The organism is Oscillochloris sp. ZM17-4, assembly GCF_019599295.1.
GTDB lineage: Bacteria > Chloroflexota > Chloroflexia > Chloroflexales > Chloroflexaceae > Oscillochloris.
On sequence record NZ_JAIEWN010000029.1, the window covers coordinates 26,150 to 40,429 of the forward strand.

At 70.1% G+C, this 14,280-nt stretch carries 8 protein-coding genes and 1 pseudogene; 1 reads left to right on the top strand and 8 read right to left on the bottom strand.

Going from position 1 to position 14,280, the window contains the following annotated elements; genetic code table 11:
• Positions 1–72: 72 nt before the first annotated feature.
• The 6 genes and pseudogenes from treS to K2Z83_RS18905 all read right to left on the bottom strand — a co-directional run.
• Positions 73–3,432: a maltose alpha-D-glucosyltransferase gene (gene treS, locus K2Z83_RS18880; RefSeq protein WP_220596746.1), complete on the bottom strand. Its 3,360-nt coding sequence runs from the start codon at positions 3,430–3,432 to the stop codon at positions 73–75.
• A gap of 166 nt (positions 3,433–3,598) precedes the next feature.
• The gene (locus tag K2Z83_RS18885; protein WP_220596747.1) at positions 3,599–5,650 is read right to left on the bottom strand and encodes an alpha-1,4-glucan--maltose-1-phosphate maltosyltransferase; all 2,052 of its coding nucleotides are present in this window, start codon (positions 5,648–5,650) and stop codon (positions 3,599–3,601) included.
• Positions 5,651–5,933: 283 nt separating this feature from the next.
• Positions 5,934–7,076: a VWA domain-containing protein gene (locus K2Z83_RS18890; protein ID WP_220596748.1), complete on the bottom strand. Its 1,143-nt coding sequence runs from the start codon at positions 7,074–7,076 to the stop codon at positions 5,934–5,936.
• Positions 7,073–7,756 carry a uracil-DNA glycosylase gene (ung, locus tag K2Z83_RS18895; RefSeq protein WP_220596749.1) on the bottom strand — a complete coding sequence of 228 codons (684 nt, stop codon included), beginning with the start codon at positions 7,754–7,756 and terminating at the stop codon, positions 7,073–7,075. The genes K2Z83_RS18890 and ung overlap by 4 nt, the downstream gene beginning before the upstream one ends.
• An 83-nt stretch (positions 7,757–7,839) precedes the next feature.
• Complete coding sequence (locus tag K2Z83_RS18900; protein ID WP_220596750.1) at positions 7,840–10,107, bottom strand: DUF5682 family protein; 2,268 nt, start codon at positions 10,105–10,107, stop codon at positions 7,840–7,842.
• A 55-nt stretch (positions 10,108–10,162) separates the two neighbouring features.
• Positions 10,163–10,813, bottom strand: a pseudogene (locus tag K2Z83_RS18905) (AAA family ATPase); the annotation flags it as partial.
• A gap of 90 nt (positions 10,814–10,903) precedes the next feature.
• Between K2Z83_RS18905 and K2Z83_RS18910 the strand changes: the two are divergent.
• Entirely contained in the window at positions 10,904–11,230 is a 327-nt protein-coding gene (locus tag K2Z83_RS18910; RefSeq protein WP_255604251.1) for a biotin/lipoyl-containing protein, read from the top strand.
• A gap of 133 nt (positions 11,231–11,363) precedes the next feature.
• Here the strand turns inward: K2Z83_RS18910 and K2Z83_RS18915 are convergent, their stop codons facing one another.
• Together K2Z83_RS18915 and K2Z83_RS18920 are read right to left on the bottom strand one after the other, a co-directional pair.
• A complete protein-coding gene (locus K2Z83_RS18915) occupies positions 11,364–13,013 on the bottom strand; it encodes an amidase (RefSeq protein WP_255604252.1) in 1,650 nt (549 codons plus the stop codon).
• A gap of 7 nt (positions 13,014–13,020) precedes the next feature.
• The gene (locus K2Z83_RS18920) at positions 13,021–14,145 is read right to left on the bottom strand and encodes a glycosyltransferase (protein WP_220596751.1); all 1,125 of its coding nucleotides are present in this window, start codon (positions 14,143–14,145) and stop codon (positions 13,021–13,023) included.
• Positions 14,146–14,280 lie beyond the last annotated feature (135 nt).

Here is a 14,280-nt window from a genome sequence, read left to right on the forward strand (position 1 = left end):
CTTGTCGGTCATATAAGCTCCTTCACGTATTCATTATGTGGTGTTGGGGTTGGCTGTTTGAACAGTATGCCCCTACCCCCCGACCTGGCGCAGGATGCCGCTGAGCGGGATGCTCAGCCATGTCGGACGGTTGTTCATCTCGTAGCTCGCCTCGTAGACCACCTTCTCCAGGACGTAGACCTCCAGGAGCGTCTCCAGGTCGGCCCGGCCGGCGGGCATAAAGGGCGTGCCGGCGGCGTGCTCGATATAGCTGCCCAGGTAGGCCGCGCTGACCCAGAAGGCCCAGAAGTCGGCCCACTGGCGCAGGCGGGCGGCCTCCTCCTCCGACACGGCCATGGCGCTGGTGCGGCTGAAGTAGCTGGAGTAGGCGGCATACTGGAAGGAGCGCAGCATGCCGGCGACATCGCGCAGGGGCGAGCGCTTGATCCGGCGCTCGCTGATCGGGCGCACCGGCTCGCCCTCAAAGTCGATGATCATGAAGTCCTTGCCGGTGAAGAGCACCTGGCCAAGGTGGAAGTCGCCGTGGATGCGCGTGCGCGCGACCTCGATCTTCGCCCCGACGATGCGCTGGAAGCGGGCCATCAGGGCGTCCTCGCCGGCCAGCGCGGCCTCGGCATCGGCGCGCACGGCGTCGGGGAGCTTGGGCAGCAGCTTGCGCAGGCTCTGGAAGGTCTGCACCGTGAGGGTGCGCATGCTCTGGTAGAGCGAGCGCTGGTAGAGCTGGGAGAACGGCTCGGGGGCGAAGGCCGCGCTCTCGCCGCTGGCCAGGGCGCGGTGCATCTCGGCGGTGCGCTGGCCGAGCAGGCGGGCGCGCTCGATGTAGCCGGCCCCCAGCTCGGCGGCCAGATCGGGCTCGTCCTGGCCGGCGGCGTCCAGCAGAGACGCCAGGGTGGCGGAGACCTGCGGCACCTCCAGCTCGGGGCGGGCCAGCACCTCGTCGAAGTAGGTGTGCAGCACATCGAGCGTGTAGTCCCAGGCGTCGCCCTCATTCTCCACAAAGCCCTGGAGGATGGCCAGGGTCATCGGCTCATCGCCGTTGCGGGTGTACTCGATGCTGCCGGCCACCGGCGGCGTGCTGGCGAAGCCCTGCTCGTCGGTGAGGAATCGGCCGATCTCCAGGTCGGGGTTGAGCCCGCTGTCGATCTTGCGAAACAGCTTCATGATCAGGCGACCGCCGAAGTTGATCGAGGAGTTGCTCTGCTCGGCGCGCACGGGCAGCGGGTCGAGGCTGGCGTCGCCGAGGCCGCCCAGCAGGCCGCGCAGCGCCCGCGTCGGCGTGCCCACCAGCTCGCCCTTCGCGCCGCGCAGGCGGCGGCGGCCGGACACAAACTCGCGCAGGGCCACGCAGAAGCCGCGCTCGATCAGCGGGTCGTAGAGCACGCCCGGCTCCGCGTCGCCCACGCGCAGGCGGGCGATCACCGTGTGGTGCCAGTCGTTGAGCAGCTGCTGGGCGCGCTCGCCGACGGCGTAGGCCATCGGCATCAGGTAGGTCTCATCGCTGCCCTCGGTGTACTGCACGCTCACCAGGGCCAGGTAGGCCAGGTCGGTGTCGCGGTTAAAGGGCAGCATCACCGTGTCGCCGATGCTGACAGACTTGATCTTGCGCGACTTGGCGCCGAACCAGCGCCGCGGGCGCATGAAGCTGGGCAGCACCTTCTCCAGGCGGGCCTGGCGGCCATCGTAGAAGATCGCGTCCCACTTCTCGGCGTGGGTCTCGATCAGGGCAATGTCGTCGGCCGATGGCGTCGCGGACAGCACGCCCTCGACCCGCTGGGGCACCAGGCGGAACCAGTAGAAGGCGTGCGGCCCCAGGGTCAGGAAGTAGGGCAGGTCGCCGATCGGCGGGAACTCCACCTGGCCAAACAGCTCCACCGGCATCAGGCTCTTGAACTCGGCCATATCCAGCTCGACGGCCTGGACGAAGCGCGAGAGGTTGGCCACCATCAGGATGATCTCGTCCTCATAGCGACGAATGAAGGTGAGCACCTTGCGGTTATCGGGCTGGAGGAACTCCAGGGTGCCGCGGCTGAAGGCCTGGTAGCGCTTGCGCAGCGCGATCAGGCGCTTCGTCCACCAGAGCAGCGAGTGCTGGTTGGCGCTCTGGGTCTCGACGTTCACCATCTCGTAGTGGTACTCGGGGTCGGTGACGATCGGCAGGTAGAGCCGCTGCGGGTTGGCCTTGGAGAAGCCCGCGTTGCGGTCGCCCGTCCACTGCATCGGCGTGCGCACGCCGTTGCGGTCGCCCAGGTAGATATTGTCGCCCATGCCGATCTCATCGCCGTAGTAGAGCACCGGGGTGCCGGGCAGCGAGAAGAGCAGGCCGTTCATCAGCTCGATCTTGCGGCGGTGGTTGCCGAGCAGCGGGGCCAGCCGGCGCCGGATGCCGAGGTTGATCCGGGCCTGCGGGTCCTTCGCATAGACCCGGTACATATAGTCGCGCTCCTCGTCGGTGACCATCTCCAGGGTCAGCTCGTCGTGGTTGCGCAGGAAGATCGCCCACTGGCAGTTGTCGGGGATGCTCGGCGTCTGGCGCATGATCTCGATGATCGGGAAGCGGTCCTCCTGGTAGACGGCCATATAGAGGCGCGGCATCACCGAGAAGTGGAAGGCCATGTGGCACTCGTCGCCGTCGCCGAAGTAGGCCACCAGGTCCTCGGGCCACTGGTTGGCCTCGGCCAGAAACATGCGGCCGGGGTACTTCTCATCCATGTGGCGGCGCATCTGCTTGAGGAAGTCGTGGGTGGCCGGCAGGTTCTCGCAGTTGGTGCCCTCGGCCTCGTAGAGGTAGGGGATGGCGTCGAGGCGCATGCCGTCCACGCCCATATCGAGCCAGAACTCCATCGCCTTGAGCAGCGCCCTGTGGACGGCCGGGTTCTCAAAGTTCAGGTCGGGCTGGTGGCTGTAGAAGCGGTGCCAGTAGTAGGCCCCCGCCACCGGGTCCCAGCTCCAGTTGCTGCTCTCAAAATCTTTGAAGATAATCCGCGTGTCTTTATACTTCTCGGGCGTGTCGGACCAGACATAAAAGTCGCGGTAGCTGCTGCCGGGCTTGGCGCGGCGGGCGCGCTGGAACCAGGCGTGCTGGTCGGAGGTGTGGTTGAAGACCAGCTCGGTGATCACGCGCAGGCCGCGGCTGTGGGCCTCGCGGATGAGCGTGCGCACATCCTGGATGGTGCCGTAGGAGGGGTTGACCGCGTTATAGTCGGCGATGTCGTAGCCATCGTCGCGCAGGGGGGAGGGGTAGAAGGGCAGCACCCAGATCGCGGTGACGCCGAGGTCCTGGAGGTAGTCGAGCTTGCTGATCAGCCCTTTGAAGTCGCCGCTGCCGTCGCCGTCGCTGTCGCAGAAGGTGCGCACATGCACCTCGTAGATCACGGCGTCCTTATACCAGAGCGGGTCGTCGCTAAATATTTGCGGGGTCTTCTTTGTGGCCATAAGGTCTCTTTCTGTTCAAAGCGAGGGGACAGGGGACAGAAGACAGGGAATAGGCCGAGCACATGAGGTTGACGGAATATCCCGGCGACAAGACGTTTCGTATCGGCGGACGAGATTCCTGTCCCCTGCCCCCGTCCATCCCCTGTCCCCTGTCCCCTGTCCCCCATCAAGAGTAGAACTCGAACCCGCGCTCATCGCGCACGCGCCGGCGCAGCCGGAAGACGTGGACGGGCATGGCGTAGGGGTTCAGCTCCACATAGTTGAAGCCCTCGTTCCACACAAAGCGCGCGTCGCTGAGCTGGTCGTGCATCTGGACGGGGCCGGTCAGCCCCCAGTCGCCCAGGGGCAGCTCGACCCAGCCGGCCTGGGTGTTGACCGGGTCGAGGTTGATCACCACCAGCACGATGCTGCTCATGTCGGCGCTGTGCTTGCTGTAGGCGATGATCTGCTCGTTCTCGACGTAGTTATTCTCGACGCGGTGGAAGCGGATGCTCTCGTTGCGCTGGAGGGCCTCGTTCTCGCGGCGGGCGCGGTTGAGCGCGGCGATGAACGGGGCGATGCTGCGCGGGTCGTTAAGGTTCCAGGTGCGCAGCTCGTACTTCTCGTTGTTGCGGTACTCCTCGCGGCCCTGCACCGGCATATGCTCCAGCAATTCGTATGCCGGCCCGTACATGCCCCAGCTGGCCGCCAGCGTGGCCGCCAGGGCGGCGCGGGCGTAGAAGGTGCCGCGGTAGCCCTCGTAGAACTGCGGCGTGAGGATGTCGTGGGTGTTCGGCCAGAAGTTCGGCCGGAAGAACTCCCTCGGCTCGCCCTGGGTCAGCTCCAGCATATACTGGGTCAGCTCCCACTTGCTCGTGCGCCAGGTGAAGTAGGTGTAGCTCTGGGTGAAGCCGAGCTTGGCCAGGCCATACATCACCTTCGGCCGGGTGAAGGACTCGGAGAGGAAGATCACCTCGGGGTGCTCGGCCTTGAGCTCGCCGATGCACCACTCCCAGAAGCGGAAGCTCTTGGTGTGCGGGTTATCGACCCGGAAGACCTTCACGCCCTGGGCGATCCAGTGGTCGAAGTAGTGCTTCAGCTCGTGCCAGAGCCCCTGCCAGTCAGACGACTCAAAGTCGAAGGGGTAGATGTCCTGGTACTTCTTGGGCGGGTTCTCGGCGTACTGGATCGTCCCGTCGGGGCGGGCGCGGAACCACTCGGGGTGATCCTTGACGTAGGGGTGGTCGGGCGAGCACTGGAAGGCGTTGTCGAGCGCCACCTCGATGCCGTACTGCTCGCGGGCCACGCGCACCAGCTCGCGGAAGTCCTCCAGGGTGCCCAGCTCGGGGTGAATATCGAGGTGGCCGCCCTCCTCGGAGCCGATCGCGTAGGGGCTGCCGGGCTCGCCGGGCCTCGCCGTGGGCGCGTTATCCTTGCCCTTGCGAAAGGTGCTGCCAATCGGGTGGATGGGCGTCAGGTAGAGCACATCAAAGCCGAGCTCGGCCACATAGGGCAGGCGGTTGATCACATCGCGGAAGGTGCCGTGGCGGCCGGGCTCGGGCGAGGTCGAGCGCGGGAAGAGCTCGTACCAGCTAGAGAATCGGGCCAGGGCCGGGTCCACCACCACCGTCAGCGTGCGCTCATAGGACGACATGTAGCGACGGGGCGCGTGGGCGGCCATCAGCTCCGAGAGGGACGGGGCGAAGGCGGCGCTATGGTCGCCGGCGCGCAGGGCGTCGGCGTAGGAGCGCAGGCGGGCGGCCGCGTCGGCGGGCGCGTGGTCGGCGGCGTCGGCCACCAGGTCGGCGCCGATCATCAGGTCGACGCGCAGATCCTGGCCGGCCTCGACCCGCCGGTGCAGCTGGTGCTCCCAGGTCGTAAAGTGATCGACCCAGCCGGCCACCGTGTACTGGTAGCGGCCGACCTCGGATGGCGTGAAGCTGCCGCGCCAGCGGTCGTTGACCAGCGGCTCCATCGGCGACTCGGACCAGGCGGGGGCGCCCTCCTTGCGGTAGCGCACCACGCAGCCGAGCACATCGTGCCCGTCGGCGAAGGCGTCCACCTCGACGAGGACAGGCTCGCCGGGGGTGCGCTTGATCGGGAAGCGCCCGGCGTCGATCTCGGGCTGGAGCCGCTCAAGGATGACGCGCCGGCGGCCATCGCCGAGCGTGTCGAGGCCGTTGGGGCTGCGGTCAGCCGCCGCGCGGCTTCTGGCGGATTCCGTCGCTTGGGCTGACATCGACACCTCCGTAGGTTAGCGTGCTGGCGGCCGCAGCCCCAGAAAAGAAGACAAGCTAAGACAATCGGCGGGCGCCGCCATCAAGGGCGACATCGGCGCGCCGTAGGTGACACGTTGGTAAACGCACATGGTCTGCACCCTGATTGTACAGAAGCCACTAGCATGTGTCAAACCCGAACGCGAAGGACGCGAACACGAAGGGGGCGGGCGGCCCGCCTCTTTCGCCCCCTTCGCGTTCGCGTCCCCCGCACGGCTTCGCGTGCTTCGTGATCCAAACGCTTTATCACCGCGCGGCCACAATATCGTGGGCGGCGGCCCAGCGGCCGATGTCCTGGCGGCCGATCGCCGCCGCCATCAGGTCGGGGAAGAGGTCGGGCGTGCAGGCGAAGGCGGGCGCGCCGAGGGCCGCCAGGGCGGCGGCGTTCTGCCGGTGGCACGCGGGCGCGCCATCGTCGCTCAGGGCCAGCAGGGCGATCATCTGCACGCCCGACCCGGCCAGAGCCGCCGCGCGCCGCAGCATCTCCTCGCCGTTGCCGCCCTCGTACAGGTCGCTGATCAGCACCAGGATCGTCTCCTGCGGCCGGCGCACCAGCCCCTGGCAGTAGGCCAGCGCCTGGTTAATATCCGTGCCGCCGCCCAGCTGCACCCCGAACAGCAGGTCCACCGGGTCGCGCATCTCATCGGTCAGATCAGCCACAGCGGTGTCGAAGACCACCATGCGCGTGCTCACGGCGGGCAGAGACGCCAGCACCGCCCCGAAGACCCCGGCGTAGACAACGGATGAGGCCATCGAGCCGCTCTGGTCGACGCAGAGGATAATGTCGCGCAGGGAGCTGCGGCGACGCCCGTAGCCGATCCGCGTCTCGGGGATGATCGTGCGGTGGGCGGGCTGGTAGTGGCGCAGGTTGGCCCGGATGGTGCGGTGCCAGTCGATCTCGCTGTGGCGCGGGCGGCGGCTGCGGGTGGCCCGGCTCAGACTGCCCATCACGGACTGGCGGGTCTGGCTGGCCAGCCTGCGCATCAGCGCCTCGACCACCCGCCGCACCACCATGCGCGCCGTCTCGCGGGTCTTCGCGGGCAGCACGCCGCCCAGGGCGAGCAGGCTGCCCACCAGGCGCACGTCGGGCTCCACCGCCTGGAGCAGCTCCGGCTCAAGCAGCATGCGCCGCAGCCCCAGGCGATCCAGCGCGTCCTGCTGCATCACCTGGACGACAGGGGCCGGGAAGTAGCCGCGGATATCGCCGAGCCAGCGGGCGACGTTGGGCGAGGAGCCGCCCAGCCCGCCCGAGCGATCAGAGTCGTAGAGCGCCTGGAGGGCGCCGTCCATACCGCTGTCGGGGCCGCCCAGGCGCACCCCGGTGCCGTCGGCCGCGCCGCCGCCCAGGATGAGCCGCCAGCGGCGCATGCGCTCCTCTTCGCCGATCATGCCGCCTCCAGTCGCCAGTCAATCGGTGCGACGCCGACCTCCTCCAGGGCGCGGTTGATCGCCGAGAAGGGCCGCGAGCCGAAGAACCCGCCGCGCGCCGAGAGCGGCGAGGGGTGGGCAGACTCGACCACCACATGCTGCGGGCCGTCGATCAGCGGGCGCTTCTTCTGGGCGTGGCCGCCCCAGAGCACAAAGACCGCCCGCTGCGGACGGGCATTCACCGCGCGGATCACCGCGTCGGTGAGCTGCTCCCAGCCCCGGCCCTTGTGCGAGGCCGCCGCGTGGGCGCGCACCGTCAGCGAGGTGTTCAGCAGCAGCACGCCCTGCGCGGCCCAGCGCTCCAGGCTGCCGTGGCCCGCCCGAGGGATACCCAGGTCGGCCTCCAGCTCCTTGTAGATGTTCACCAGGCTGGGCGGCACCCGCACGCCCCGGCGCACGCTGAAGGCCAGCCCGTGGGCCTGGCCGTCGTCGTGGTAGGGGTCCTGGCCCACAATGAGCGCCCGCACCTGACCGTAGGGCGTGAGCCGCAGGGCGGCAAAGACATCCCCCTCGGGAGGGAAGACCGTGTGCCGGGTGCGCTCCTCGGCCAGGAAGGCCTCAAGCCGGGCCAGGTAGGGCTTGTCGCGCTCGCCGGACAGGGCGGCCCGCCAGTCGGGCGGGAGCTGATCAACGAGGGTCATGAGGTGCTCCTTACGTAAGGGCGCAGCAGCGGCCCCTGTTTTATCCGGTCTCACCCGACTCCTAAGAGGCCGCTGCTGCGCCCTTACGGATGCGCCGGGGATACGTCCACCCCCAACAATCTCCCCACCAGAGGCAGCACCGCCTCGGCGCGGGCCGCGTCGATATCGTCATCGGTGGCGCGGGGCGACGCGGGGCCAGACGCAGCCCCGCGCCTGGCCCGCTCGCCCATCTGCCGCCGCTCGGCGGGCGCGAAGGTGGCGAAGGTGCGCCGGATCAGCGGCAGAGTCTGGAGGAAGAGGTCCGGCGTCAGGCTGGCGACCCAGCCGTCGAGGATGCCCCAGAGCAGGTCGTCGTGCAGCACGATCGCCCCGCTATCCTTGAGCAGCCCCTCGACCCATGCGGCGGCGTGGGCCGGCGCGGTCGCCTGGGAGATCGCCAGGCCCACGCGGCGGGCCGCCTCCTCGGCGTCGATCGCCCCCGCGTCGAGCAGCAGCCGGCAGCAGCGCCCGCCCACCAGCCCGTGGACCGCGCCAAGATCGGCGACCCGGAGCAGGGACTGGTGCCACGCCTCCAGGTGCGCGGGCTGCTGGAGCAGGCGCAGGGCCGCAGCGACCGCCACGACCCGCCCGAACATCGCGCCGGCCGCGTCATCGTTCAGCGAGCTGCACGCGCCGGGCAGGCCGATGCAGATGCGCAGCACGATCCCGTCCACCACATGCGCAATAGCCGCCGTGTCGGTGTTGCGCACCCCGCCGTAGCGCAGGCTGGACACCAGGCTGCTGCGGGTGATCTGGTCCTCGCGCACCAGGGCGTCCATCAGCTGGGCCACATCGGCGGTGCGCGCCGAGCGCTCCTGGAGCCAGGCCATCAGCGCGGGCACCGCGTCGGGCAGGTCGGCCAGGAGCACCTGGTTGACAATGCCCACCAGATCGGGGAGGCCGGCCGCGCGCTCGGCCTCGTCCAGCGCGCGGGCGCGGGCCGCGTCGCGCAGGGTGTTGCCCCAGATCCCGGCCTCGATCAGGGACACGGTCAGCTCGGGCCGCCACTCGATCCGCCAGACCTCGCGGAAGGTACCGGTGCCGCCGCCGCCCTGGAGCTGGCCCCAGGCAACGCCGAGCAGGCCCAGCCGGCGCAGCAGGTGGCTGCGCTCCAGGTCGAAGGGCTTGCGCAGGTCGAGGTCAATGTCGCGCCATGTCGCCTCGGGGGCCAGCCGGAGCCGCCGCTGCTCGCGCTGAAGATCCTGCTGGAGCGGCACGCTCGGCGTCTCATCGGGCACCGCGCCCATGCGCTCGCCGACGATCAGCTGGTCGTGGATCAGGCGCATGGGCGCGTCGCCGCCGAAGCAGAAGACCGCCCGGCTCGCCTCGTTCAGCTCATCCAGGCCGGGCAGCGGGTGGCCGCGCAGCGCCGCCAGGCTCTCGGCCAGGCGCACCGCCTCGATCGCGTGGGCCGCCGAGCCGTCCAGATCCTGGCCGCGCAGCAGGCGGGCCACGCGGGTCATCCAGCGCACCGTCACCTGCTCCTCGTGCGCCCAGAGGTGGTCGTACCAGCCGGGCGAGCCGATGCCCGCGCCGTAGCCGCTGGCGGAGGAGAGCCGCCCGTAGGTCCACGGCGCCCAGGTGGCGGCGGTCTTCGTCTTGGGCAGGCCCTTGAGCAGGGCGGCGTCGCCCTTCTTGTCGCCCAGGTCAACCAGGGCTGGCCCGTGCCACGCCCCGCAGACCACCGCGACCCGCGTGAACCCCTCGCCGAGGGCCGTGCGGATCGTCTTGCGCATCCACGCCTCGCGCCGGGCCTCGCCCGGCTCGGGCGGGGGCGACTCGGCCCGCAGGGCGGCCATCGCCTCCAGGATAGCCGCGAAGATGTCGGCGCTATCGCGGCGCTGCTCGACCATCTGCTCCCACCAGCGCTCGCCGTCGCTGAACCCGGCGGCCTGGGCCAGCCAGCCCAGCGGGTCTTGGGAAGGGTGAAGGATGAAGGATGAAGGATGAAGGTCGGCGGAGCTGTCTTCTGTGCCGGTATCCTCTGCCTTCTGCCCAAGCTGGTGCCACTGCGGCAGGTCCATCATCCGCACGGGGAGGCCCCGTCCCAGCCCGTAGCTGATCGCCTGCCACTCGGGCGAGAACGTGGCGAACGGGTAGAAGACCGCGTCGCGCGGCTGGTCGGCGGCGTAGACGAGCAGGGCCACCGGCGGGCGCATCTCGGGGTGGGCCAGCAGCGGCAGCACCGGCTCGGCGTCGGGCGGCCCCTCCACCAGCACCGCGTCGGGCACGAGATCCTCCAGCGCCTTTCTCAGGCTGCGCGCCGAGCCGGGGCCGTGGTGGCGGATGCCAAAGATGTGGTGTGATGACATTAGTCCCTCAGTCCCTCAGCGCCTCAGTGCCTCAGCGCCTCAGCGCCTCAGTCCCTCAGTGCTCTCGGCACGCCCGGTAGAGATCCTTCCAGCCGTCGCGCTCCTTCACCACCGTCTCCAGATACTCCTGCCAGACCAGCCGGTCCTGCACGGGGTCCTTGATCACCGCGCCGACCAGGCCGGAGGCCGCGTCGGCGGCGCGCATCACCCCGTCGCCGAAGTGGGCGGCCAGAGACAAGCCGCTGTTCACCACCGAGATCGCCTCGGCGGTGCTGAGCGTGCCGCTGGGCGACTTGAGCTTGGTCTTACCGTCGGCGGTCTGCCCGCCGCGCAGCTCGCGGAAGACCGTCACGATGCGGCGGATCTCGGCCAGGGCCGGCGCCTCGGCGGGCAGCTCCAGGGCCGCGCCCAGGCTGGCCACGCGCCGCTGGACGATGTCCACCTCCTCGTCGACCGTGTCGGGCAGCGGCAGCACCACCGTGTTGAAGCGGCGCTTGAGCGCGCTGGAGAGATCATTCACGCCCCGGTCGCGGTCGTTGGCGGTGGCGATCAGGTTGAAGCCCTTCACCGCCTGCACCTCGCTGTTCAGCTCGGGGATGGGCAGCGTCTTCTCGGAGAGGATCGTGATCAGCGTGTCCTGCACCTCGGCGGGGATGCGGGTCAGCTCCTCGACGCGGGCGATCTTGCCGTCCTGCATGGCCCGCAGCTGCAGCACACCGGCCAGAAGGTTGACTTCCAGCTCGACGGCAAGCCCTACTGTATCGAGCTGGTGTCGGTCGGGGCCGAGCACGAGGGCATGATCCACGTGGTGCTCAAGGTCAATAATGTGACCCGCGTCTACCCGGTGGCGACGCCGCGGGCCAAGAAGGTCGAGATCCGGCTGGCGCGGGGCGCGCAGGATATCGGCGCCCCGATCAACGGCAACGTGTGGCGGATCGGCAACCCGCAGCGCGGGCCGATCCACGTCGGCGATGTCGTCCACAAAGGGGAGGAGGTGGCGAACCTTGAGGCGATGAAGATGGAGAACGCCATCCTCGCCCCCTTCGCCGGCCGGATCGCCGAGGTCTGCGTCAAGCTGAACGATGTCGTCCAGGAGGGACAGCTGCTCTTCGTGCTTGAGTGAGGCGAGGTGGCAGGTGGCAGGTGGCAGGTTTTGCGCTGCGCTATGCCAAACGGCCCTGATGATGCTGCGGCGCGGCTACGCCGCGCCGCAGCATCATCAGTTTTTTGTGGGGGAGCGGAGATCTCCCACAGCCTCACCGTGCGCAGGCGGCGTGGGCGGCGCGCAGGAGGGCCGGCTCCTCCCAGGGGCGGGCGACGAGCTGGAGCGAGAGCGGCAGGCCGGAGGCGCTGCGCCCGGCGGGGATGCTGATCGCCGGCCAGCCCAGGCAGTTGAAGGGGCCGGTGAAGGTGGTGGGCGTGGGCACGCCGAGCGGCGGCGCGAGGTCGGGCACGCTGGGCAGGGCCAGGATGTCGATCCGCTCGAAGATGGCGGCCATGCGCCGGCGCAGGGCGGCGCGGGCCTGCTGGGCCTCGACGAAGGTGGCCGGGCCGTAGACGAAGGCGGCTAGGATGCGCTGGCGCATAAACTCGCCGTAGTCGTCCAGGCGGGCGCGCAGGTTGGGGGTGTGGAAGGCGGCCGCCTCCAGGGCCAGGATGACCGGGCTGACCACGCGCAGGGCGTCGATCTCGGGGATGTCGATCTCGACCAGGTCGGCCCCGGCGTCGCGCAGGGCCTCGGCGCCGCGCCGGACGGCCGCCAGAGTCTCGGCGTCGGCCAGGGGCCTGCCGGTGCCGTCGTCGCCGAGCAGGCCGACGCGCAGCCCGCGGGCCGAGCCGTCGAGCCCGCCGGCGCGGAAGGCCGGGGCCGGCCGGAGGGTGCGCCCGTCGCGCGGGTCGGGGCCGGCGATCGCCTCAAGCATGATCGCGGCGTCGGCGACGCTGCGGGCCAGCGGGCCGAGGTGGTCGAGCGACCAGGAGAGGGTGACGGCGCCGGCCAGGCTGGCCCGGCCGTGGGTGGCCTTCAGCCCGACGATGCCGCAGTTGGCGGCGGGGATGCGGATGGAGCCGCCGGTGTCGGAGCCGAGGGCGGCGAAGGCCATGCCGTCGGCGACGGCGGCCGCCGAGCCGCTGCTGGAGCCGCCGGTGTCGCGCTCCAGGTTGTGCGGGTTGGATGTCGGCCCGTAGTGGGCGTTGTTCGAGCCGGGCGAGTAGGCGAACTCGGACATGCGGGTCTTGCCGATGATCACCGCGCCGGCGGCGCGCAGCCGGGCCACGCCGGTGGCGTCCTGGGCGGCCACGCTGCCGGCCAGGATCTTCGAGCCGGCGGTGGTCGGCGTGCCGGCCAGGTCGAGCAGGTCCTTGACGGCCACGGGCACGCCGTGGAGCGGGCCGAGGTACTGGCCGCTGGCGATGGCGGCCTCGGCGGCGCGGGCGTCGGCCATGGCCCGCTCGGCCAGCACGAGCTGGAAGACGTTGAGCTGCCCGTCGCGGTCGGCGACACGGGCCAGGGCGGCCTGGGCCAGCTCGACGGGCGAGACGGCGCGGGCGTGGATCTGGGCCGCGATGCCGGCGATGGTTTGGAGGTCAGCGCTGGCGGGGGGCGCGCCGGGGTCGGCCGAGGCGGCGCGGGCGGGCAGCGAGCCGGCGTCCAGGTAGTCGGGCAGGTCGTCGCTGGGCAGGCCGGCGATCACCCGCTCAACATCGGCGACGCGGCTGAGGAAGCCCTTCTCGGCGATGCCGGCGAAGTCGCCCTCGGCGGCGGGGATGCCTGCGGCGCGCAGGTTGGCGCGCAGGCGGTCGATCAGGTCGGTCATGGGGAACTCCTTGTAATGTTGAATGTTGAATGTTGAATGTTGAATGTACAGTGTACAGCGATCTAGCGCGTCCGATCCGGCATTCAGCATTCAGCATTCAACATTCAACATTCGCACGAAGCGCCTCGGCGTAGAGCGCCTCGGCCCGGTCGAGCATGCGCGGCAGGCTGAACTCGGCGTGGGCGCGGCGGCGGCCGGCCTCGCCCATCGTGCGGGCCAGCGTCTGGCTGCCCATGATTGCCTGGATCGCCCGCGCCAGGGCCAGGTGGTCGGCGGGCGGCACGATGATGCCGGTCTGCCCGTGGAGGGTGACGTAGCTGGTGCCGGTGCCCAGCTCGGTGGCGACCACCGGCAGGCCGGCGGCCTGGGCCTCGATCTGCACGATGCCGAAGGCCTCGCTGCGCTCGACCGAGGGCAGCACGAAGAGGTCGGCGGCGTGGTAGTAGTCCACGAGCTCATGATCGTCCTCGACCGAGAGGAAGTGGACGCGCTCGGCCACGCCGACCTCGCGCGCCAGGCGCTCCAGGTCGGCCCGGCGCACGGTGGCGTCGGCGCCGATGATCAGGGCGCGGCCGGGGGCGTGGGCCATCGCCCGCACGAGCTGGTCGACGCCCTTGTAGTAGCGCAGCCGGCCGACGAAGAGGGCCAGCGGGCCGGGGTAGCGGGCGCGGATGGCGGCGACCTTGGCGGGGTTGGGGCGGGCGAAGCGGGCGAGGTCGATCCCGTAGGGCATCACCGCGCAGCGCTCGGCCAGGGGCGCGAGGAAGGGAGAGCTCTGTATGTAGGCCGGGCTGGCGGCGATGATGCGGCTGGCCCGGCGCAGGGTGCGGCGCAGCAGGGGCGCGTAGAGCCTGAGCAGGCGGCGCTGGCGCACGATATCGCTGTGGTAGCTGACGACCAGGGGCGCGCGCGGGCCGGCCAGGGCCAGGGCCATGTCGCCGGTCGGGTCGGGCATATGCAGGTGGACGATGTCGGGCCGCTGGCGGGCCATGTGGGCGAGCAGGGCCGGGCTGACCGGCGCGGAGGCGAGGGTGGCCATGCGCCCGGCGTAGATCACCCGCACGCCGCCGATCTCGCGCACCTCGCCGCGCCGGCCGCGCCCGCTGGTCAGCACCGTCACCTGGTGGCCGCGGGCGACCATGCCCTCAGCGAGCAGGCGCAGGTGGCCCTCGATCCCGCCGAGGATGGGGAAGTAGTCCTTATAGACCTGGAGGACACGCATCGTAGGGCACCGCCCGCGCCGCCCGGTGGGCCGGCCTCAGTACCTCTGAGGCTCAGTACCATAGAGCTGATAGACTTCCGAAACACCTTTGGTATGATAGCGCTACATTATACGCAATACCCACGCCGCATCAGG

Coding starts and splice junctions, on each gene's coding strand:
- treS (WP_220596746.1), bottom strand. CDS start 3,432: ATGGCCACAAAGAAGACCCCGCAAATATTTAGCGACGACCCGCTCTGG.
- K2Z83_RS18885 (WP_220596747.1), bottom strand. CDS start 5,650: ATGTCAGCCCAAGCGACGGAATCCGCCAGAAGCCGCGCGGCGGCTGAC.
- K2Z83_RS18890 (WP_220596748.1), bottom strand. CDS start 7,076: ATGATCGGCGAAGAGGAGCGCATGCGCCGCTGGCGGCTCATCCTGGGC.
- ung (WP_220596749.1), bottom strand. CDS start 7,756: ATGACCCTCGTTGATCAGCTCCCGCCCGACTGGCGGGCCGCCCTGTCC.
- K2Z83_RS18900 (WP_220596750.1), bottom strand. CDS start 10,107: ATGTCATCACACCACATCTTTGGCATCCGCCACCACGGCCCCGGCTCG.
- K2Z83_RS18910 (WP_255604251.1), top strand. CDS start 10,904: ATGATCCACGTGGTGCTCAAGGTCAATAATGTGACCCGCGTCTACCCG.
- K2Z83_RS18915 (WP_255604252.1), bottom strand. CDS start 13,013: ATGCTGAATGCCGGATCGGACGCGCTAGATCGCTGTACACTGTACATT.
- K2Z83_RS18920 (WP_220596751.1), bottom strand. CDS start 14,145: ATGCGTGTCCTCCAGGTCTATAAGGACTACTTCCCCATCCTCGGCGGG.